Origin of the sequence: Stenotrophomonas sp. (genome assembly GCF_031995405.1) — a bacterium.
GTDB lineage: Bacteria > Pseudomonadota > Gammaproteobacteria > Xanthomonadales > Xanthomonadaceae > Stenotrophomonas.
Map to the genome: position 1 here is coordinate 1 of NZ_DAMAGC010000070.1, position 21,182 is coordinate 21,182.

A 21,182-nucleotide genomic window follows, 5' to 3' on the forward strand; every position below is an offset into this window, starting at 1 on the left:
GGCATGGGGGCCCAGCGCCCGACCCACCGACCGACACAAAAAGAGGCTGGCTTCGGCGCAAGCGGAGCCCCGTAGTGGCCGGTACGGGGCCCAAACGCTGGTGACAGACCCGAGCGAAGACATAACTCGATGTACGCGGGAAGACCGAATGGAGCCGGCCAACGGCCGGCACTACCCGACCGGCGCATCATCCGCGCGGCGTGGCCGCCACCTGCGCCATCGCCATCCGATCGGCCTCCTCCGGCAGCGCCGGCGACGCGCACTGCGCCCCGGCACGGCCTTCCTGCGCCAGCCAGTCATCCACCACCCCGCCCAGCAGGTCCAGTCGCAACGGCAAGGTGATGTGGTCTTCGCCGCGCATCTCGATGTAGTGCACGCGCGGACTGGCCGCCGCCAGTCGACGCCCCTGACTCACCTGCACGTGCTGGTCGTCCTGGCCGTGCAGCAACAGCACACAGGCGCGCGTGTCGGCCAGCGCGCGCGTGACATCCACCCGATCCAGGTCCAGGTCCAGGCGCTGGCTGGCCGCCGCGATCACCTGGTTGATGTCCTGGCCACCGTAGCGCCAGCGCCCGTACGCGGCCATCGCCTGCGCCTTCCAGCCACTGGGCTGCAATGACATCAGGTGCGGAATCATGCTGCGGATGGCATCACCGGCGTTGGCGAAGGACTCCATCGCCACCACCCCGGCGACGCGATCGCCCAGCTTGTCGGCGGTGAACAGCGCGGTGGCCGCGCCGTAGGACACACCGAACAGATACAGCGGCCCCACCACCTCATGCCGCGCCTGCAGCGCATCGATCACATCGATGACGTCATCGGACTCGAACGTCCCATAGCCGGACGGGCCGGCGCCGGAATGCCCGTGGTTACGCAGGTCGATGGTGACCACCCGGTAGCCGGCCTGGGCCAGCTGCAGCGACCACGGCAGCATCGCATCGCCGTTCATCATCCAGCCGTGCAGCAGCACCACGGTGCCGCGCGGCGCCTGCGGCCGGAACGGATGCGGCAGGTCCAACGCCAGGCCGGTGCGCAGCGGCTCGCCATTGTCGTGCTGCTGGGCCAGATAGTCGTAGCGCAGCCCGTACTGGCCCGGGTCGAACGCCCGCCAGAAGATCGGCACCCCGGCCCGCCCGGTCACCCGGCCGTGCCGGTTGGGCACGCTGTCCACGGCCTCGGCGATGCGCGGGGTGTCCAGCAACGTGGACACCCCGCCCGGCGCGACCAGGCGATCACTGAGCGAGGTCGAACGGGAGATGGAGGTCAGCGGGGAGCAGGCGGCCAGCCACAGGCCGGCCCCGGCCAGCAACAACAGCAGCAGGCGCTTCATGGGGATACAGGGGAAACCGATTGAGTCAGGCAGGTTACCGATCGCCCCGTCGGCGCTCTATCGCACCCGTATGACCATCCGATGACACGGCGGCAATGATTCAGCTTGAAGCGCGCGACCGTTGCCGACACCGACGCATCGAGTCGCCGGCCAGCCGCGCAGCGCTCACCCCAACCACGTCTCCATCATCGGCCACCAGCCCGCCATCACCTGCGGCCCCTGCATCCGCGTGCGCCACCAGCGCAGCGCGGCCCCCTCTTCGCCTGGCCGCCAGGCCAGCCAGAAGGTCTCGTCCGGCTTGGGCTCCTCCACCGCCTTGATCACCAGCCGGCCCTGCGCCACCGCGTGCCGCACGTAAGGCTCGGGCAGGAAGCCGAAACCCAGCCCGGCACACTGCAGACGGAACTTGCTGACCATGTCCGGCACGGTCACCGTCTCCTGCCCCATCAGCAGGCCGACCGTGCGCGGCAGCAGCCGACGCGCCGAATCGGCCACCGCGATCGCGCAATGCGCAGCCAGCTGCTCGCGGTCCAGGGGACCGGCGACCGCCGCCAGCGGATGCGAGGGCGCCACCGCGAACACGAATTCCACCACGCCCATCGGCTCGACCACATAGCCACCACCACTCGGCCCTTCGCCCGCCGCCCCCACCAGCAGGTCCGCGCGCCGGTCCAGCAGCGCCTCCCACGTGCCGGACAACGACTCGCACAGCAGCCGCACCCGGGTCTGCTCGGCCACCGCATTGAACGCGCGTACGTCCTCAGCCAGCAGCGCGGGCTGGAACATCGAATCGACCGCGATGGTCAGCTCCGCCTCCCAGCCGGACGCCACCCGGCGCACCCGCATCTCCAGCTCGCGCGCCGCCCGCAGCAGGTGCCGCCCCTCATCCAGCAGTGCCTGCCCGGCGGCGGTCAACTGCGCGCGCGGCCCGATGCGGTCGAACAGCTGCACGCCCAGGTCCTGCTCCAGCTTGGACACGGTGTACGAAATGGTCGAAGGCACCTTGTGCAGCGCCTTGCCGGCTGCCGCGAACGAGCCGCGCCGGTCGATGGCATCCAGGATCTGCAGGGCGTCGAGGCTGAGCTTGAGCATTCGAATTTTTCGATGATGGCTTGCAAAACTATCCGTTTTTCAAACCCGGGGCGCAAGCGGATACTGGCGCCAACAGGAAAGGGCATCGGCAAACGCTACCCCGACCATCATCGAAACCGTCGAACAAGGAGCATCCCATGCTGCAGATCCGCAAGAGCAACAGTCGTGGCCACGCCGATCATGGCTGGCTGTCCTCCCACCACACCTTCTCCTTTGCCGGCTACCACGACCCGCGCTATGTCAGCGTCGGTCCGCTGCGGGTGATCAACGAAGACCGCGTGCAGGGCGGCCAGGGCTTTGGCACCCACAGCCACGCCAACATGGAGATCATCTCCTACGTGCTGGGCGGCGCACTGGAGCACAAGGACTCGATGGGCACCGGCTCGGTGCTGCGCTACGGCGATGTGCAGCGCATGAGCGCCGGCAGCGGCGTCAGCCACAGCGAGTTCAACCACTCGGCGGACGAACCGGTGCACTTCCTGCAGATCTGGCTGTTCCCGGACCAGGAGAACATCGCCCCGAGCTACCAGGAAACCCACTTCGCGCCGGAGACCAAGCGCGGGCAGCTGCGCCTGATCGCCTCCAAGGACGGTCGCGACGGCTCGCTGCTGATCCATCAGGACGTCAACCTCTACGCCACCCTTCTCGATGGGAGTGAACGCGTGCAGTTGCCGCTGGCTCCGCGTCGCGGTGCCTATGTGCAGGTTGCCCGCGGCCAGGTGCAGGTCAACGGCATCACCCTGGACACCGGCGATGCGCTGCAGATCCGCGACGAGGCGCAGGTGACACTGGAAAACGCCAGCGACGCCGAGGTGATCGTCTTCGATCTGCCGCTGTAACCGGCCGCGTGAACAACAACGCCCCGATCCGATCGGGGCGTTGCCGTGTGTGTCAGCCCCTGGGCACCGGCGCGTCCGCCGCAATCAAGCCCTGTTGCTTCAATTCCGCCCAGAACGCTGCCGGAATCGCGATGGACATCGAGGCCACGTTGGCCAGCGCCTGCTCGGGCGTACGTGCGCCGGGAATCACCGCCGACACCACCTCGGGTGCGTCGGCAAACTGCAACGCCGCCGTGCGCAGGTCAACGCCGTGGCGATCGCAGACGGCCTGCACCTTTGCCCGTTTCTCCGGCGCCCAGGACGGCACCTTCCCGTCGTAAAGGTAACGATCACGACCGGCGAGGTAGCCAGCCAGCAGCGGTGAGCCGACTACCACCGAAGCACCATGCGCGGCGATCTTCGGGAAGGTGTCGTGCAATGCCTCCGCGTGATCCAGCATCGAGTACTGGCAGGCGAGCAGGAAGATGTCCGGATCGGCCTCGGCAATGGCGCGCAGCGCAGGCTGCGGGCAATTGACGCCGAACCCCCACGCCTTGATCAGACCTTCCTCGCGCAGCCGCGTCAGCGCAGGCATCGCGCCCTTGGCAGCCTCGGCGAAGCGCTGCTCCCATGGCATTCCCAGATCCTTTTCGTTGTCCGGGGACAAGTCATGGATGAACACCACGTCCAGCTGCGATACGCCCAGACGATTGAGGCTGTCTTCCACCGAGCGCCGCACGCCATCGGCGGAATAGTCGTAGCGGTAATGGAATGGCGATGGCGACTGCCACATGGTGTCCTGCAATGCGCCGTTAGTCGCGGTCAGCAGCCGGCCCACCTTGGTCGACAGGGTGTAATCGCGCGCAGGATGGTTGTGCAGATGATGCCCGTAGCGCCGCTCGCTCAGGCCCAGACCGTACCAGGGCGAGGTATCGAAGTAGCGGACACCGGCCGCATAGGCTGCCGCCAACGTCGCCTCACTCTGCGCATCGCTCGCTTCGGCAAACCCATTGCCGATCGCAACACCGCCAAGCCCGAGCCGGGTGTGCGGGCGGTAACGGCCGCCCTGTCGCGACGGGTTGGTGGCCAAAGCGCGTGCTTCCGCGCGACCCAGCGTCGACAGCACGCTGCCCGGGCCACCGGACTGCGCCAGCAGCGGTGAAGCGGCCAGCGCGCCGGTACCGGCGGCGGCGGCGGAAAGGAAGTGGCGACGTGCGTTCACGGCGACTCCTGTTTTTGCGGGAAAGCCTCAAGGCTCGCAGAGGCGGAGTGCACACCGCGCGTCTACCGCGTCAACGCGACGGCAATATCGCGCGCGACACCTCGGCCATGATCGAGCCGGGATGTCGCGCGCGCCTCCCCCTTTAGAACTTGTACGTCACCGTCAGCCGCACGTTGCGCGGCTCGCCCCAGGTGTAGGTGCTGTACCAGCTGAAGATCGTGTAATAACGCTTGTCGAGCAGGTTGTTGACGTTGAGCGTGGCCGACAGCTGGTCGTTGAACTGGTAGCGTGCCATCGCATCCAGCAGCCAATACGGTTCGGTGCGATGGACCTGGCTCTGGCCGTTGGCCGGGTTGGTGATCGTGCCGAACGTGGTGCCTTGCCAGCGTGCCCCGCCACCCACGCTCCAGCCCTGCATCGGCCCGGTCAGGCGATAGCTGGTGTGCAGGCTGAACTGGTCTTCCGGCTCCAGCGTAGAGACCTTGGTGGACTGCTGGCGCGCGATCTTGTGCGCGTAACCGCCCTGTACCTGCCAGCCCGGCGCGACCTGGCCGGACATCTCCAGCTCGTAGCCCTTGGTGCGCACGCCCATCAACCCGCGATAGGCGATCCCGCCGCTCGGGGTCAGCCCGCCAGTGGGTTCGGCGAAATTGTCCTGGTCCAACTGGAACACCGCGGCGCTGGCGTTGAAGCGGCCATCGAAGAACTCCGCCTTCAGGCCCGCCTCGTAGCTGCGCCCTTCCAGCGGGTCGAGCACCCTGCCCTGCTCATCCTGGTTGCCCTGCGGCTTGAAGATGGTGCTGTAGCTGGCGAACACCGAGAAGTTGCGGTTGAGGTCATAGACCAGGCCCGCGTACGGCACGATCACGCCACTTTCGTCGGTGTCCGGCGATTTATAGTTGGCGATGCGGCTGCCGAGAATCAGCTTGAGCGGATCGGCCAGGTCGAAACGACCCACCACGTAGGCACCGCTCTCGCGGGTGATCTGGTCATCGCCGTAGCCCCACTGCCAGTTCGGCTCGGGCACGTCGCCGGTCCAGCCGTAGTAGTCGGCAACGTCGGTCGCGTAGCCCGGCTGCGGCGTGTAACCGTTGTTGATCCAGTGCTTGCGCGACACGCTGCCACCGACCACCAGTTCGTGCTCGCGACCGAACCACTGGAATTTGCCGCTCACGTACAGATCGGCCGCGTTGCTGGTGGTCTCGCCGACGTACTTGCCCACCCACATGCTCACGCCCTCACCGGTGACCGGGTCGGGATTGCCACCGGCCGCCGCACCCAGCGGGGCGTCGTAGCCGTTGACCTGGTGGTTGAGCTGCAGCTTGGCCACCCAGTCATTGCCGAAGGTGTGTTCAAGCGTGGCGAAGGCGGTGCGGCTGTACTGCGCCCAGCTGCTCCAGCGCGCCCCGTTGTTGAACGAACGCGGCATGGTGTTGAAATTGCCCTGGCTGTCCAGCAGCGGAATGCCGCCCCAGCTGGAGCCCTGCGGATCGCTGTCCTGGTAGTCGGCGCCGACGGTGAGCAGCGTACTGTCGGTGAGGTCGGCCTCGAGGATGCCGTAGAACACCTGGTTGGTGCGCTGGTAGTGGTCGACGTTGGAATGCTTGTCCTGGTAAGCGGCAACCGCACGCCCGCGTACACGCCCGCTCTCGGTCAGCGGCCCGCCGACATCGACCTCGGCGCGATAGCTGTCCCATGAGCCGGCGCCCAGCGTGGCACTGCCGGCCAGTTCGCGGGTGGGCTTCTTGCGCACCAGGTTGATGGTCGCGCCCGGATCGCCCATGCCGGTCAACAGGCCGGTGGCGCCCTTGAGCACCTCGACGCGATCGTAGATGGCCATGTCGCTGAGCGTGTTGCCCGCCGAGTACGCCGAGTCGCGCGCCATCGGAATGCCGTCGTACTGGAAGTTCTGCACGGCAAAGCCGCGGGCGTAGTACTCGGTGCGTTCGCTGTCGTAGGTGACGATGCTGATGCCGGGGGTGACCTTCATGACATCGTCGATGCCGTTGAGGCCGAAGTCGTTCATTTCCTGCCGGGTGATCACGCTGATCGACTGCGGCGTCTGTCGCGGACTCAGCACCAGCCGGGTGGCCGTGGCGATCGTGCCGGGCGTATAGGAATCACTGCCTTCAGTGACGGTGCCCAGCTGGTTGGCGGTGACCTGCACCGTCTGCAGGGTCTGCGCGGCGTCCTGACTGGGCGGGGCGGGTGCCTCTTCGGCCTGTGCGGTGACGGCGAACAGGGCCAGGCCGAGCACGCCAGCCATCGCCTGGCTCAGCGGGGACATCGTCAGCAGCGACGAGCGATCGGTACGACGGCGGCCCGCAAGGGCCTGGGCAACGCGAAACGGAGCAACGGACACGGCAACGCCTCCAGAAAGGGAAGGAAATCCTCTGGCGGCGGCTCGAGGTATAAGAGAGTGCCGGGCAAGCAGTGCAGCGCCGCGGCGGCAGCGGGATTCTACGCTACCGGGGCGTTGACGACATCTGGCATGCGGCGGCCCCAGCGCGCTGCCTGGCGCCGGTCCGCGCGACACCGGCCCCCGATGACGCGCCGGAAGAATCGACCGGCCTACGCGCAAAGAAAAAGCCCCTGGGCTTGCGCTCAGGGGCTTTCTTTACATCTGGCGGAGCGGGAGGGATTCGAACCCTCGATAGAGTTTTAAGCCCTATACTCCCTTAGCAGGGGAGCCCCTTCAGCCACTCGGGCACCGCTCCAGTGTTCTTGATCCGCCGCTGCGCTGTTTCATCTCAGCGGGGGCGCGAAGAATAACTTTTTTCGCACCCGAAGGTAAAGCCTTAATCCGAAGAATTTTCACTTCCGGATGCATTCGGCTCGTCGCCACGCTGGATCCGCTGATAAATCTCTTCCCGGTGCACGGCCACGTCCTTCGGAGCGGTGATACCGATACGCACCTGGTTGCCCTTGACGCCGAGCACGGTCACGCTGACCGAGTCACCGATCATCAGGGTTTCGCCTACGCGGCGAGTCAGGATCAACATTTTTGCAAGTCTCCAGGGAACCGGTGGATCTTCCCCACCGGCTCGGCGCCCAGCCAAGGGACGCCACACGACAAAGGGAAGGGATTAGCCATAGTACCGTCAGGCCTCCCAACCCTTCAAGGAGCAGGAGGCTTCAGGATGTTCAGATACGCGGGGTGACCCAGTCGACGACCGCTGCGAGGGCAGAAGCAAGGGCGGGCCCGTCCTCGCCACCACCCTGGGCGAGATCCGGGCGGCCGCCGCCCTTGCCCCCGGTCTGACTGGCAATGTGCGACAACAGTTCCCCGGCCTTTACCTTGCCCATTGCACTGCCGTTCACGCCCGCGACCAGTGCGGCCTTGCCGTCCTGGGTGCCGGCCAGCACGATCACCGCATCGCCCAGCTGCTGCTTGAGGCGATCCATCGCATCGCGCAGTGCCTTGGCATCGAAGCCTTCCAGGCGCGAGGCGAGGATCTTGATGCCCTTGACCTCGACTGCGGCCGCGCCGAGATCGGCGGTGGCACCGGCGGCCTGCTTGGCCTTCAGTGCCTCCAGTTCGCGTTCCAGCTTTTTCTGACGCTCGCCGAGCTGGCGGATCTTGTCGACCACGTCGCCGGCATTGCCGCCGAGCAGCGCCGCCGCCTCGCCCAGCTGGGCCTCCTCGTGCGCCACGTAATCCAAGGCGCCCTGCCCGGTCACCGCTTCGATGCGGCGCACGCCCGAGGACACACCGCCTTCGGAGGTGATCTTGAACAGGCCGATGTCGCCGGTGCGACCCACATGCGTGCCACCGCACAGCTCGGTGGAGTAATCACCCATCTTCAGCACGCGCACGTGTTCGCCGTACTTTTCGCCGAACAGCGCCATCGCGCCGAACTCCAGCGCTTCCTGCATGCCCATGTTGTGCACTTCGGCTGCGTTGTTGGCGCGCACCTGTTCGTTGACCTTGCGCTCGATGACCGCCAGGTCCTCGGCGCTGATCGGCGCGAAATGCGAGAAGTCGAAGCGCAGGCGGTCCGGTGCGACCAGCGAGCCCTTCTGCTGCACATGGGTGCCCAGCACTTCGCGCAGGGCGGCGTGCAGCAGGTGGGTGGCCGAGTGGTTGAGGATGGTCGCGCCGCGGCGCTGGCCATCGACCTGGCCGGAAAGCGTATCGCCGACCTTCAGGCTGCCCGACGTGATCTTGCCGACGTGGCCATGGAACTGGCCGGCGAACTTCTGCGTATCGCTGACCTGCAGCTGCAGGCCCGCGCCGCTGAGCACGCCGGTGTCACCCACCTGGCCGCCGGATTCGGCGTAGAACGGGGTCTGGTCGGTGATCACGATCACCTCGTCGCCCGCGTGTGCGGACGTGACCGGACGCCCGTCCTTGAGCACGGCCACCACGGTCAGGCCGTCGGCCTGCAGGCGGTCGTAGCCCAGGAACACGGTCGGCTTGAGCGTGGCCACCAGATCGGCGGACAGGGTCACGCCGCCGCCGAACTTGCCCGCCGCACGCGCGGTCTCGCGCTGGTTGTCCATGGCGGCGTTGAAGCCGTCCATGTCCACGCGCATGTCACGCTCGCGGGCGATGTCGGCGGTGAGGTCGACCGGGAATCCGTAGGTGTCGTACAGGCGGAACGCGTCCACGCCGGGGATCACGCCATCAGTGACCTTGGCTGCCACGTCGTCGAAGATCTTCATGCCCGAGTCCAGCGTTTCAGCAAAACGCTCTTCCTCGGCCTGCAGCGCGCGCACCACCGTGTCGGCCTGCGCCGGCAGCTCCGGATAGGCCTCGCCCATCTGCTCGACCAGGGTCGGCACCAGCTTGCTGAAGAACGGCTGGCGCACGCCCAGCATCCAGCCGTGGCGCAACGCGCGGCGGATGATCCGGCGCAGCACGTAACCACGGCCCTCGTTGGACGGCAGCACGCCATCGACGATGAGGAACGAGCAGGCCCGAATGTGATCGGCGATCACGCGCAGCGACTTGTTTTCCAGGTCGGCCATGCCGGTCAGTTCGCTGGCCTTGCGGATCAGCGCCTGGAACAGGTCGATTTCATAGTTGGTGTGCACGTGCTGCAGGATCGCGGCCAGGCGCTCCAGGCCCATGCCGGTGTCCACGCACGGCGCCGGCAGCGGCACCAGGGTGCCGTCGGGCTGGCGGTCGAACTGCATGAACACCAGGTTCCAGATCTCGATGAAGCGGTCGCCATCTTCATCCGGCGAGCCCGGCGGGCCACCAGCGATGTGGTCGCCGTGGTCGTAGAAGATCTCGGTGCACGGCCCGCACGGGCCGGTTTCGGCCATCTGCCAGAAGTTGTCCGAGGCGAACGGGGCGCCCTTGTTGTCGCCGATGCGCACGATGCGGTCTTCCGGAATGCCGACCATGTCGCGCCACAGCGCGTAGGCCTCGTCATCGGTCTGGTAGACGGTGACCAGCAGGCGCTCGGCCGGCAGCTTCCAGACCTGGGTCAGCAGCTCCCACGCCCAGGCGATGGCATCCTTCTTGAAGTAGTCGCCGAACGACCAGTTGCCCAGCATTTCGAAGAAGGTGTGATGGCGCGCGGTGTAACCGACCTGGTCCAGGTCGTTGTGCTTGCCACCGGCACGCAGGCAGCGCTGGACGTCGGCGGCGCGCACATAGCTGCGCTTTTCGGCGCCAAGGAACACGTCCTTGAACTGCACCATGCCGGAATTGGTGAACAGCAGGGTCGGATCATTGCCCGGCACCAGCGGCGCCGACGGCACGATCGTGTGGCCCTTGCCCTTGAAGAACTCAAGGAAATCGCTGCGGATCTGGGAGGTAGTGAAATTGACGGATGCGTTCATGGGGGCTGGCTTCATGCGGGCCGGTCAGTCCATGGCACGCAGCCCCAATGGCCGGGTGTCAACAGCAGGACCGCCGAAACCACAAAGGGTATCAGGCCCGGGCCGCTCAGTCCTCCGGGTCGTAACGGGTCGCCAGGCGGATGCTGTCCCCCGGGAACCCACGGCGGGCCAGCAGATCAGCGGCTTTGCGCCGTTGCGCCAGCTCCTGCGGCCCGGCCTCGCCGAAGCGGCGGCAGACCAGGTCACGCGCATTTTCGTTCCAGTCGCCTTCAAAGGTATCCATGGCGGCAGCGATCTGGTCGCTGTCCAGCCCATGGGTGCCCAGTTCGGCGCGGATGTGGATCGGGCCATAGCCGGTGTTGGCGCGGATGCGGACCAGGTTCTCGGCAAAGCGGGTGTCGTCCTGCCAGCCAGCCTCGCTGAGCTTGTCGACCGCAGCAACCGCGGCGTCGTTCTCGATACCGCGCGCCTGCAGCTTGCGGGTCAGCTCCTTCCGCGAGTGCTCACGGCGCACCAGCAGAGCCAATGCCCGCTGGACCGGGGTCTGTTCACTGACACGGCGTTTGCGGCGCGGGGCCGGGGCGTCGGACTCGGACATGGCGACCTTCAATCAAATGCGCCGTGCCTGGCGCTCCCCCCGTCGGGGGAATACGGAAACCGCGGGACAGGGCAAGCGTCACTGACGGCGCTGCCCTGCCCCGCAGGAAACTCACTCGAGGTCGTCTTCGACGTCGTCGCCGCCTTCACGCGCGGCCTCTTCCGGCTGGAACTTCTCGCGCAGCTCGGCTTCCAGGCGCTGGGCAATCTGCGGGTTGTCGCGCAGGTAGCCGCGGGCATTGTCCTTGCCCTGGCCGATACGCTCATCGCCGTAGCTGTACCAGGCGCCGGCCTTTTCGACCAGCTTGGCTTCCACGCCCATGTCGATCAGTTCGCCTTCGCGGCTGATGCCTTCGCCGTACAGGATCTCGGTGATGACCTGCTTGAACGGGGGCGCCAGCTTGTTCTTGACGACCTTGATCTTGGTCTGGTTGCCGATGATCTCGTCGCCCTTCTTGATCGCGCCGATGCGACGGATGTCCAGACGGACCGAGGCATAGAACTTCAGGGCGTTGCCGCCGGTGGTCACTTCCGGGCTCTGACCCGGCATCATCACGCCGATCTTGTGGCGCAGCTGGTTGATGAACACCACCAGGGTGTTGGAACGCTTGATGTTGCCGGTCAGCTTGCGCAGCGCCTGGCTCATCAGGCGGGCCTGCAGGCCCGGCAGCTGGTCGCCCATTTCGCCTTCGATTTCGGCCTTGGGGGTCAGCGCGGCGACCGAATCGACCACCACGATGTCCACCGAGCTGGAGCGCACCAGCATGTCGGCGATTTCCAGCGCCTGCTCACCGGTATCCGGCTGCGACAGCAGCAGGTCGTCGACATTCACGCCCAGCTTAGCGGCGTAGATCGGGTCGAGGGCATGCTCGGCGTCGATGAAGGCCGCGGTGCCGCCCTTCTTCTGGCATTCGGCGATCGCCTGCAGGGTCAGGGTGGTCTTGCCGGAGGACTCCGGACCGTAGATCTCCACGACGCGGCCCTTGGGCAGGCCACCGATGCCGAGTGCGATATCCAGCATCAGCGAACCGGTCGGGATGACCTCGACCGCCTCGACGACACGGTCGCCCATGCGCATCACGGCGCCCTTGCCGAACTGCTTTTCGATCTGGCTCAGCGCGGCGGTGAGGGCGCGCTTTTTGTTCTCGTCCATCGGAGTGGTCCTTGCAGAGGTCGTATCGGTGGAGGTGCTGTCTTTGGAAGTCTTCTTGGCCATGGGTTCACTTTAAGGCTGGCGTATCGCACAGGCTGAGATTCTGCCCGGCGTTCGGAAAAAAATTATCGGACATCCGTACCAACCTCAGCGGAACCAGAGAATCGCCACAAAAGACCGCGCAGGTAATGCGTTGTAGAGGGATCAGCGGTTGGGGCGCAGCAGGCCGCAATAGAGGCCTTCGATCGCAAAGTCCTGGTCGGGCAGGACCTCGATTGGTTTGTAGTCGGGATTGCGCGGCAGCAGGCGGATGCGGTCCTTGCCCATCTTCAGCAGCTTGACGGTGATCTCGTCATCGATGCGCGCCACAACGATCTGCCCGGAGCGGGCGTCACGGGTCCGGTGCACGCCGATCAGGTCGCCGTCGAAGATGCCTTCGTCGATCATCGAATCGCCCTGCACCTTGAGCAGGTAGTCCGGTGCCGGCGAGAAGAACACCCGGTCGAGCACCACGAAATCATCCGAGCCGATGTCCGCGCCGATCGGCAGACCGGCCGCGACCCGACCCAGCACCGGCAGGCGCAGCACGTGATCGGGCAGCGCGGGCACGGACAGCGAGCCTGGCAGGCCGTCCTGCAGCGCCGGTGCCTGCACCAGCCGGATGCCACGCGCCTGGCCGGGAATGCGACGGATCGCCCCGGCCTGCTCCAGGGCTTCCAGGTGGTACTGCGCCGCGCGCACCCCCTTGAAGCCGAAGGCACGTGCGATTTCAGTCTGCGACGGCGGGGCGCCATCGGTCTCGATACGCTCGGCGATCAGCTGCAGGATCGCCTGCTGGGTGTCGGTCAGTTCCATGGTTAGTAGTATTACTACTAACGAGGTAGGCACGCAAGTGCCCATCGAAGAAGCGCAGGAAGCAGCAGGGTCATCCCACCTCCACCGAAGCCGTCAGCAGTTCGTAGCCATCGACCGATGGTCGGTAACCGGGCGCACGCGCGGCCGTGCGTGACGGTGCATTCGCGTGTCGGTTTCGGTGTTGTTTCCGGGGTTCAGCCCGTGCAACCCCATAGGTCAGCGCTCATGGGCGGCAGACGAAAGGCAGCGATCATACGAGCCGGCCGGGGAAAGGCAGCCGACCAACGGTCGGCTCTACGCGTTTGCGGCACAGCGCGGCGATCCTGCGAATCCCGGCGGCAGGAACCCTATGGGTTTTTGCCGCTGCGCCAGATCGAGAACAGGATCCACACGCCGCACAAGCCGGCGCCGATGAAGCCGGCCACGCCCAGCGCCAGCAGCCACCGGCTGGAGACGCCGCCGACGCTGTGCATGACGATGGACGAGCCGATGATCAGCGCGGCGGTCACGATGCCCATCACCAGCCGGTTGGCGGCGCGGTTGACCTGGTCGCCGAAGCCCTGCAGCGCAGTGGTCTCGACCTTGAGCTGGAGGCGGCCGCGGCGGGCCATCTGCAGCAGCCGACGCACGTCGCGCGGCAGGTCGCCGAGCAGCTCCATCACCCCCACCAGGCTGCGCTTGCCGCGCTTGATCACGGCACCGGGCGCATAGCGCTGCCACATCACCCGCTCCAGGTAGGGACGCGCGGCGCTGGCCATGTCGAACTGCGGATCCAGCTGCCGGCCCATGCCTTCCAGGGTCAGGAAGGTTTTGATCATCAGGGCCAGGTCGGCCGGCAGGGTCAGCGAGTACTGGCGCAGCAAGGTGGTGATGTTGCCCAGCATCAGGCCCATGTGCAGGTCTTTCAGCGGCACGCCCCGGTACTGGTCGACGAAGGTGCTGATGTCCTGCTGCAGCCGGGACTCGTCCACGTCCACCCCGCCCGCCCAATCGAGCAGCACGTCGGCCACCGATTCCGGCTCCTGGTTGACCAGGCCGTGCAGCAGCTGGGCGACCTGGAAGCGGCGCTGCTCGGAGATCGCCCCGACCATGCCGAAATCGATCACGCCGATGCGGCCGTCGCGCAGGTAGATGATGTTGCCCGGGTGCGGATCGGCGTGGAAACAGCCGTCTTCCAGCACCATCTTGAGCACGATGTGCGCGCCGCGACGGGCCAGCTGCACGCGGTCCAGCCCGGCCGCATCCACGCCCACTAGGTCCCGGCCGGGGATGCCGTCGACGAAATCCTGCACGTTGAGGCTTTCGCAGGTCCACTGCCAATGCACGTTGGGGATGAGGATGTCGTCGCGCCCGGCAAAGTTGCGCGCGATGCGCTCGGCGTTGCGGCATTCGGCGGCGAAATCCAGCTCCCGCCGTAGCGAGACCTGGAACTGCTGCACCACTTCGGCCGGGCGATAACGCTGCAGGTCCGGCAGGCGCGCTTCCACGATTTCGGCCAGGCGCGCCAGCAGGCGCAGGTCGGCTTCGATCACTTCGCGGATGCCGGGACGACGGATTTTCAGCACCACGGCGGTGCCGTCGTGCAGGGTCGCGCGGTGCGCCTGGGCCAGCGAGGCGGCCGCCATCGGGGTTTCATCCAGCCAGGCGAAGACCTCCTGGGCGGGCGCGCCGAGATCGGCTTCCAGCTGCTCGCGCACCTGCGCATAGGGCAGCGGCGGGACCGCGTTCTGCAGCTCGGAGAACTCGGCGATCCAGTCCGGCGGAAACAGGTCCACGCGCGTGGCCAGCACTTGTCCGAGCTTGACGAAGGTCGGGCCGAGGTCCTCCATCGCGCGGCGCACCCGCACGGGCGCGGTCATGCGCAGCATCTGCGTGTCGTTCCAGTGCAGCAGCCGCCCGGCCCGCTCCAGCACATCGGCCAGGCCGATCCGGCGTACCAGATCGCCAAAGCCATAGCGGATCAGGACCGAGGCGATTTCCTGCAATCGGCCCAGGTCGCGTACGGTTCCCAGCGTTTCCCACATCGGTGCCACTCCTGTCCACGTACGCGGTCAGGATGTCACACCGGGGCGAAAATTCCTGTCAGCGCCTGCTGCACGGTCTGGCGGCGGATGGCGTCGCGATCGCCGTCGAACTGGAACAACTGCGCGCGGGCATAGCCACCGCGCTGCTTCCAGCCGATCCACACGCTGCCGACCGGCTTGTCGGGACTGCCACCACCCGGGCCGGCAATGCCGGTCACGGCCACGGCGATGCCGGCGCCGGAATTGATCAGCGCGCCGGAGACCATCTCCAGCACGGTTTCGCGGCTGACCGCGCCGAACTGTTCCAGGGTGTGCGCGCGAACGCCGAGCAGGCGCTGCTTGGCTTCATAACTGTAGACGACCATGCCGCTGTCGAAGAACGCCGAGGAGCCGGCCACGTCGGTCATCGCCTTGGCGATCCAGCCGCCGCTGCAGCTCTCGGCAGTGACCAGCTGCAACGATGCCTGCTGCAGGCGCTGGCCGACATCTCGGGCAAGGACGCCGAGTTCGGCATCGGTGGGGACGCTCATGGTGATCCTGGATCGGGGGGACGGACGCCCCGTTTTAGCCCATATCGGCGCGGATGTCGTGTGCGCGGGGTGCGACGCAGCGTCGCGCGCCCTTTGCTGCGCCTGTCCCACCGCCGGGGAACGTCGAGGGAGAGCCGGCCAGCGGCCGGCACTACCGTGTCACCACTCGGGGAGCTTTTCCGGCAGCATCGCGCGGATCGGCTCGCCACCCTCGCCCGCCGCCAGCTTTTCGGCCTCGGCGATCGGCAGATCGACCTCGAGCAGCCAGCCGTCTTCGTCGGCCTGTTCGCCACGCACCACTTCCAGCTGGTGCAGGCGCGAACGCAGGCGCCCGGCACTCGGCGGCAGACGCAGCGCGCCGGTGATGTGCTGCAGGCCCAGGCGCTTGCCCAGCACCGACTGCAGCAGCGGCAGGCCAAGCCCATCGCGCGCGGAGATCCATACCCGCTCACGGCGGGCGGTATCGGGGATGCCGTCCTGGGCGTCGTGACGGACTTCGGCACCGTCGATGCGGTCGATCTTGTTGAACACCAGCAGCTGCGGCAGATCGCCTGCACCCACGTCGGCCAGCACTTCGTCGACCTGGGCGATGCGGTCCTCGCGGTGCGGATCGGCGGCATCGACGACATGCAGCAGGAAGTCGGCCTCGCGCGCTTCGCTCAGGGTCGAGCGGAACGCGGCCACCAGCTCATGCGGCAGATCGCGCACGAACCCGACAGTGTCGGCCAGCACCACGTTGCCACCGGGCACCGCGATGCGGCGCACGGTCGGATCGAGCGTGGCGAACAGCTTGTCCGCGGCATAGGCCTCGGCACCGGTCAGGGCATTGAACAGGGTCGACTTGCCGGCGTTGGTATAGCCCACCAAGGCCACGCGCGGCAGTTCGCTGCGCACGCGGGCGCGTCGCATCTGGGTGCGCTGCACCTCGACCTTTTCCAGGCGCTTCTGCAGCTGCTCGACCCGCTTCTGCAGCAGGCGACGGTCGGTTTCCAGCTGGGTTTCACCCGGCCCGCGCAGGCCGATGGAGCCGCCGCGCTGGCGTTCCAGATGGGTCCAGCCGCGGATCAGCCGGGTGGACATGTGGCGCAGCTGCGCCAGCTCCACCTGCAGCTTGCCTTCATGGCTGCGTGCGCGCTGGGCGAAGATGTCCAGGATCAACCCGCTCCGGTCGATCACGCGCCGTTCCAGGAAGCGCTCGAGATTGCGCTCCTGGCCCGGGGTCAACGCATGGTTGACCAGGATCAGGTCGGCACCGGTGGCATCGGCCGCGGCCTTCACCTCGTCCAGCTTGCCGGTGCCGATCAGGATCGACGGGTTCGGTCGGTCGATGCGCGCCGTCAGCGTAGCTGCGATGCTCGCGCCGGCCGAGCGGGCCAGATCGGTGAACTCTTCAAGCACGTCTTCTTCGAGCCGGCCGAAGTGCGGCTGGATCAGGAGTGCGTGTTCGCCTCGCTTGGAACGGTCAAACACGCAGTTCTCCAGAAATACTCAACGCATTACTCAACGTCGTCTTCACCTTGGACGCCTTCGGCGCCACCTTCATTGGACTGTACATAGCCGCCGCCCGGGCCGACCCGCACGTTGCGCGCCGGCACCACGGTCGAAATGGCGTGCTTGTACACCATCTGGCTCACCGTATTGCGCAGCAGCACCACGAACTGGTCGAACGATTCGATCGTTCCCTGCAGTTTGATGCCGTTGACCAGGTACACCGAAACCGGCACGCGTTCGCGCCGAAGTGCATTCAGAAACGGGTCCTGCAGCGATTGCCCCTTGGACATTGCTAACTCCTGATTATTGTTTTTATGGTCTTCCGGCAGTTTCCGCGGCCCCCGCCGCCCACCGGAATCCTTGATGGTACACGGGCTGGAGTGGGGAAGGCGTGGAGTCAGCGTGCGACGAAGGTCGACACCGCGTCCGCCAGCGAAGCCTGATCAAGATGGGGATCGAACCAGCGCACATCAAGCTCGCCGCGCAGCCAGGTGAGCTGGCGCTTGGCCAGCTGGCGGGTGGCCTGGATGCCGCGTTCACGGAACTGGCTGGCCGTCCCCTGCCCGTCCAGGAACTCCCAGGCCTGGCGGTAGCCCACCGCCCGTACCGCCGGCAGGTCCAGGGGCGCCGCCACCTGGGCCATCTGCGGCAGCGCGCGCAGCGCGCGGACCTCGTCCAGGAAGCCCTGCCCGAGCATCGCGTCGAAACGGGTCTCGATCCGCTGGTGCAGCACGCTGCGCTCGCGCGGGGCCAACACCAGCTTGAGCGTGCGGACCGGCAGGCGGTCCACGCCGGGCAGTTTCTGCCATGCACTGATCGGGGTGCCGCTGAGCCGGTAGACCTCCAGCGCGCGCTGGATGCGCTGCGGGTCGGTGGCATGGATGCGCGCGGCGGCGGCCGGGTCGATGCTGGCCAGCTCGGCGTGCAGGGCGGCCCAGCCCTTGGCCGCGGCCTGCTCGGCGATGCGCGCGCGGGTGTCCGGATCGGCCGGCGGCATCGGCGACAGCCCCTGCAGCAGGGCGCGGAAGTACAACCCGGTGCCACCGGCCAGGATCGGCATGCGGCCGCGGGCGAGGATGTCGGCGACGGCGCGGGCCGCATCAGCGGCGAATTCGGCCGCCGAATAGGTCTGCCACGGGTCGCGCACGTCCAGCAGATGGTGGGGCGCCTGCGCGCGCTCGGCGGCGTCGGGCTTGGCCGAGCCGATGTCCAGGCCGCGGTAGACCAGCGCCGAATCGACGCTGACGATCTCCCCGCCGAGCTGCCGCGCCAGCGCGATCGCGGTGGCGGTCTTGCCCGACGCGGTCGGGCCCATCACCGCGATCGCCAGCGGGCGCTGGTCGGCGCCCATCAGTCCTCGTCCGGCCAGCGCGGCATGGCCGGCGCAGCGTCCACGCGCGGGGCCGGCATGGCATCGACCGCGGCCCACACCTTGAGTGCATCCACGGTGGCGGCCACGTCGTGCACGCGCAGGAGCATAGCCCCGCGCTGGGCGGCGATCAGGTGCGCGGCGACCGAGCCGGCCACCCGGTCGCGCGGCTGTTCGCGCCCGGTCAGTTCGCCGATGCTGCGCTTGCGCGACAGGCCGGCCAGCAGGGGCACGCCCAGATCCAGGAAGCGGGCCGAGCGGGCGAGCAGGATCATGTTGTGTTCGGTGGTCTTGCCGAAGCCGAAGCCAAGGTCGATCACCAGGTTTTTTTTCGCGATGCCGGCCATCTCGGCCGCAAACAGGCGCTCGGCGAGGAAACGGTGCACTTCGGCGACCACGTCATCGTAGTGCGGGGTGTCCTGCATGCTGCCCGGCTCGCCCTGCATGTGCATCAGCACCACCGGCACGCCAAGGTCCGCAGCGGCGGCCAGTGCACCGGGCTGGCGCAGGGCGTGGATGTCGTTGAGCATGCCGGCGCCGGCGGCCACCGCCGCGCGCATCACCTCCGGCTTGAAGGTGTCGACGCTGATCGGGACATGGGTTTCCCGCGCCAGCCGCTCGATCACCGGGATCACCCGGCGCAGCTCCTCTTCCAGCGACACCGGCGCACTGCCCGGGCGCGTGGATTCACCGCCGATATCCAGCAGGTCGGCGCCGTCGGCGACCAGTTGCAGCCCATGGGCGACGGCGGCCTCCAGCGTGTCATGCGCGCCGCCGTCGGAGAACGAGTCCGGAGTGACGTTGACGATGCCCATCACGCGCGGGCGATCCAACCGGAGCGCCCGGCCACCGCAATCGAGCTGGGGAGAAATGTCGAACATGGGCAGGTCCACGAAGTACGCCAGCGCGTAGTTTACGCTGGCGTACCGCAGCGGCCGTCAGAGATCGCCGAGGCGGGCGCCATCGACAGGGTTGGCCAGCCATTCGGCGAGGTCGCCACCGATCGCGTTGACGGTGCGTTCGAGCACGTCACAGGACCCCTTGAAGCCGGCGAATGCGCCGCCCCGCGAGGTTCGCCGTGCCGTGACCGATGCGAGCTTCTGGCCGTCCTGGAACAGCACGCCCCGCGCCGTGGCGGATTTGAAGTGGCCCGCAAAGGCATTGCCCGCGCTCTGCGCTTCGACCAGTTCCAGCTGCAGCACGCGACCGCTGCCAGGCGCCACCGGCGCTGAATCGAAGACAATCCGGTTGCCATGCGCCGGCGCCTTCGCGCCCAGTGCACTGGCCAGTTGCGCGCCGATCCGGCACTCGGCCTTGATGTTGTCGGCAATGTAGGCCGACTCCGCGTAGGGCACGGGATCCTGCACATGGATATCGGCCGCAAGCGCGGGCGTGGCACAGCTCAACAGCGCCGCGGCAGCGACGCACAACGAATGACGCATGGTTTCCCCCTGGGAAAGTGGCGCGCGGTCGCAGCATGCGACCTGCACCGCTGCATGCTGCCGTCCGCGCGCGAGCGGCGCAAGCCTCGCTCAGCGCTGGCGGCGCTTGCGGTCCACGTACAGGGTCTTGGCGATGCTCAGCAGGATGCCGAGCGCGATGCCGATACCGGCGCCGAGCAGGAAGTTGTCGCGAAACAGACCGATGCCGACGCCAACGACCGTGGCGATCACCATCTCGACGGTGTGCGAAACCGGTGGTGGGGGCGTGGTGGACATGGCGACTCCGGAACAGAAGGCAGGAACAAGGGCCGCATTATGGCGCGGAAACGACGAAGGCCGGGTTGCCCCGGCCTTCGTGTTCACCCTGCGCTGCTTACAGCTGCTCGGCAGGACCGGCGATCGGCGTCACCGGACGGGCGTCGCCGCCCTTGTCGTTGTTGTTGTTGCTGCCACCGTCCTTGTTGGACTTGTCCCAGCCCATCGGCGGCGGCGGATCGCGACCTTCCATGACCGCATCGATCTGCGGCACGTCGATGGTTTCGTACTGCAGCAGCAGCTGCGACATGGTGTGCAGCTTGTCCAGGTTGGCGGTCAGCAGCTCGGTGGTCCGGGCATAGGCCTTGTCCAGGATGCTGCGCACCACTTCATCGATGCGACGTGCGGTGTCGTCGGACACGCTCTTGTGCTGGGTGACCGAACGGCCGAGGAACACTTCATCGTCTTCTTCGCCGTAGGCGATCGGACCCAGTTCGTCGGACAGGCCCCACTTGGTGACCATGTTGCGGGCCATCTTGGTGGCACGTTCGATGTCGTTGGAGGCGCCGGTGGTGACCTTGTCGGTGCCGAAGATCAGCTCTTCGGCAACGCGGCCGCCATACAGCGAGCACAGCTGCGATTCAATCGCCACGCGGTTCATCGAGTACTTGTCGCCTTCCGGCAGGTACATCGTCACACCCAGCGCGCGACCGCGCGGAATGATGGTGACCTTGTAGACCGGATCGTGCTCGGGAACCAGTCGGCCGACGATGGCGTGGCCGGCTTCGTGGTAGGCCGTGAGCGTCTTTTCTTCTTCGCTCATCGCCATCGAACGACGCTCGGCGCCCATCAGGATCTTGTCTCGGGCACGGTCGAAGTGGTCCATGCGGACCTCCTTCTCGCCGCCACGCGCGGCAAACAGCGCCGCCTCGTTGCAGAGGTTGGCCAGATCCGCACCGGAGAAGCCCGGGGTACCGCGCGCGATGACCATCGGCTCTACGTCGTCGGCCAGCGGCAGCTTGCGCATGTGCACCTTGAGGATCTGCTCGCGACCGCGCACGTCGGCCAGGCCCACCACCACCTGGCGGTCGAAGCGGCCCGGACGCAGCAGCGCCGGATCCAGCACGTCCGGACGGTTGGTGGCGGCGATGACGATCACGCCCTCGCCTCCCTCGAAGCCGTCCATCTCGACCAGCAGCTGGTTCAGGGTC

19 protein-coding genes and 1 tRNA gene are annotated in these 21,182 nt (G+C 67.1%); 1 reads left to right on the forward strand and 19 read right to left on the reverse strand.

Annotation, left to right across the window (positions count from 1 at the left end; translation table 11 throughout):
* Positions 1 to 187: 187 nt before the first annotated feature.
* Positions 188 to 1,330, reverse strand: a complete 1,143-nt coding sequence (locus tag RTO53_RS12880; RefSeq protein ID WP_312238160.1) for an alpha/beta fold hydrolase — start codon at positions 1,328 to 1,330, stop codon at positions 188 to 190.
* Positions 1,331 to 1,495: 165 nt separating this feature from the next.
* Positions 1,496 to 2,422, reverse strand: a complete 927-nt coding sequence (locus tag RTO53_RS12885; RefSeq protein WP_312238161.1) for a LysR family transcriptional regulator — start codon at positions 2,420 to 2,422, stop codon at positions 1,496 to 1,498.
* A gap of 137 nt (positions 2,423 to 2,559) precedes the next feature.
* Here RTO53_RS12885 and RTO53_RS12890 point away from each other — a divergent pair, with 137 nt between their 5' ends.
* Positions 2,560 to 3,261, forward strand: a complete 702-nt coding sequence (locus RTO53_RS12890; protein ID WP_312238162.1) for a pirin family protein — start codon at positions 2,560 to 2,562, stop codon at positions 3,259 to 3,261.
* A 52-nt stretch (positions 3,262 to 3,313) separates the two neighbouring features.
* Here the strand turns inward: RTO53_RS12890 and RTO53_RS12895 are convergent, their stop codons facing one another.
* From RTO53_RS12895 to RTO53_RS12975, 17 genes are all read right to left on the reverse strand, one after another.
* Complete coding sequence (locus tag RTO53_RS12895) at positions 3,314 to 4,462, reverse strand: aldo/keto reductase (protein ID WP_312238163.1); 1,149 nt, start codon at positions 4,460 to 4,462, stop codon at positions 3,314 to 3,316.
* Between the two features lie 142 nt (positions 4,463 to 4,604).
* Positions 4,605 to 6,749, reverse strand: a complete 2,145-nt coding sequence (locus tag RTO53_RS12900; RefSeq protein WP_312238174.1) for a TonB-dependent siderophore receptor — start codon at positions 6,747 to 6,749, stop codon at positions 4,605 to 4,607.
* A gap of 337 nt (positions 6,750 to 7,086) precedes the next feature.
* Positions 7,087 to 7,179: transfer RNA gene (locus RTO53_RS12905), tRNA-Ser, on the reverse strand.
* Between the two features lie 81 nt (positions 7,180 to 7,260).
* A complete protein-coding gene (gene csrA, locus RTO53_RS12910; protein ID WP_019183311.1) occupies positions 7,261 to 7,464 on the reverse strand; it encodes a carbon storage regulator CsrA in 204 nt (67 codons plus the stop codon).
* 142 nt (positions 7,465 to 7,606) lie between these two features.
* Positions 7,607 to 10,255 (reverse strand): alanine--tRNA ligase, encoded by a 2,649-nt coding sequence (gene alaS, locus RTO53_RS12915; RefSeq protein WP_312238164.1) that lies wholly within the window; start codon positions 10,253 to 10,255, stop codon positions 7,607 to 7,609.
* Positions 10,256 to 10,361: 106 nt separating this feature from the next.
* Positions 10,362 to 10,853, reverse strand: a complete 492-nt coding sequence (gene recX / locus RTO53_RS12920; RefSeq protein WP_312238165.1) for a recombination regulator RecX — start codon at positions 10,851 to 10,853, stop codon at positions 10,362 to 10,364.
* Between the two features lie 111 nt (positions 10,854 to 10,964).
* Entirely contained in the window at positions 10,965 to 12,005 is a 1,041-nt protein-coding gene (gene recA, locus RTO53_RS12925) for a recombinase RecA (protein ID WP_312238166.1), read from the reverse strand.
* A gap of 204 nt (positions 12,006 to 12,209) precedes the next feature.
* The gene (lexA, locus tag RTO53_RS12930) at positions 12,210 to 12,860 is read right to left on the reverse strand and encodes a transcriptional repressor LexA (RefSeq protein ID WP_256774113.1); all 651 of its coding nucleotides are present in this window, start codon (positions 12,858 to 12,860) and stop codon (positions 12,210 to 12,212) included.
* Positions 12,861 to 13,207: 347 nt separating this feature from the next.
* Positions 13,208 to 14,884 carry a 2-polyprenylphenol 6-hydroxylase gene (ubiB, locus tag RTO53_RS12935; protein WP_312238167.1) on the reverse strand — a complete coding sequence of 559 codons (1,677 nt, stop codon included), beginning with the start codon at positions 14,882 to 14,884 and terminating at the stop codon, positions 13,208 to 13,210.
* 35 nt (positions 14,885 to 14,919) lie between these two features.
* Positions 14,920 to 15,414 carry a CinA family protein gene (locus tag RTO53_RS12940; protein WP_312238168.1) on the reverse strand — a complete coding sequence of 165 codons (495 nt, stop codon included), beginning with the start codon at positions 15,412 to 15,414 and terminating at the stop codon, positions 14,920 to 14,922.
* A 159-nt stretch (positions 15,415 to 15,573) separates the two neighbouring features.
* Positions 15,574 to 16,884, reverse strand: a complete 1,311-nt coding sequence (gene hflX / locus RTO53_RS12945; RefSeq protein ID WP_312238169.1) for a ribosome rescue GTPase HflX — start codon at positions 16,882 to 16,884, stop codon at positions 15,574 to 15,576.
* A gap of 26 nt (positions 16,885 to 16,910) precedes the next feature.
* Positions 16,911 to 17,195 (reverse strand): RNA chaperone Hfq, encoded by a 285-nt coding sequence (gene hfq / locus RTO53_RS12950; RefSeq protein WP_137190031.1) that lies wholly within the window; start codon positions 17,193 to 17,195, stop codon positions 16,911 to 16,913.
* Between the two features lie 107 nt (positions 17,196 to 17,302).
* On the reverse strand, positions 17,303 to 18,256 hold the full coding sequence (gene miaA / locus RTO53_RS12955; protein ID WP_312238170.1) for a tRNA (adenosine(37)-N6)-dimethylallyltransferase MiaA: 954 nt from the start codon (positions 18,254 to 18,256) through the stop codon (positions 17,303 to 17,305).
* Entirely contained in the window at positions 18,256 to 19,155 is a 900-nt protein-coding gene (folP, locus tag RTO53_RS12960) for a dihydropteroate synthase (RefSeq protein WP_312238171.1), read from the reverse strand. Before folP ends, miaA begins: the two co-directional genes overlap by 1 nt.
* Positions 19,156 to 19,212: 57 nt before the next feature.
* On the reverse strand, positions 19,213 to 19,764 hold the full coding sequence (locus RTO53_RS12965) for a hypothetical protein (RefSeq protein ID WP_312238172.1): 552 nt from the start codon (positions 19,762 to 19,764) through the stop codon (positions 19,213 to 19,215).
* A 42-nt stretch (positions 19,765 to 19,806) separates the two neighbouring features.
* Complete coding sequence (locus tag RTO53_RS12970) at positions 19,807 to 19,992, reverse strand: hypothetical protein (RefSeq protein ID WP_256774120.1); 186 nt, start codon at positions 19,990 to 19,992, stop codon at positions 19,807 to 19,809.
* A 97-nt stretch (positions 19,993 to 20,089) separates the two neighbouring features.
* A partial coding sequence (locus RTO53_RS12975) for an AAA family ATPase (RefSeq protein WP_312238173.1) occupies positions 20,090 to 21,182 on the reverse strand: 1,093 nt, incomplete at its 5' end.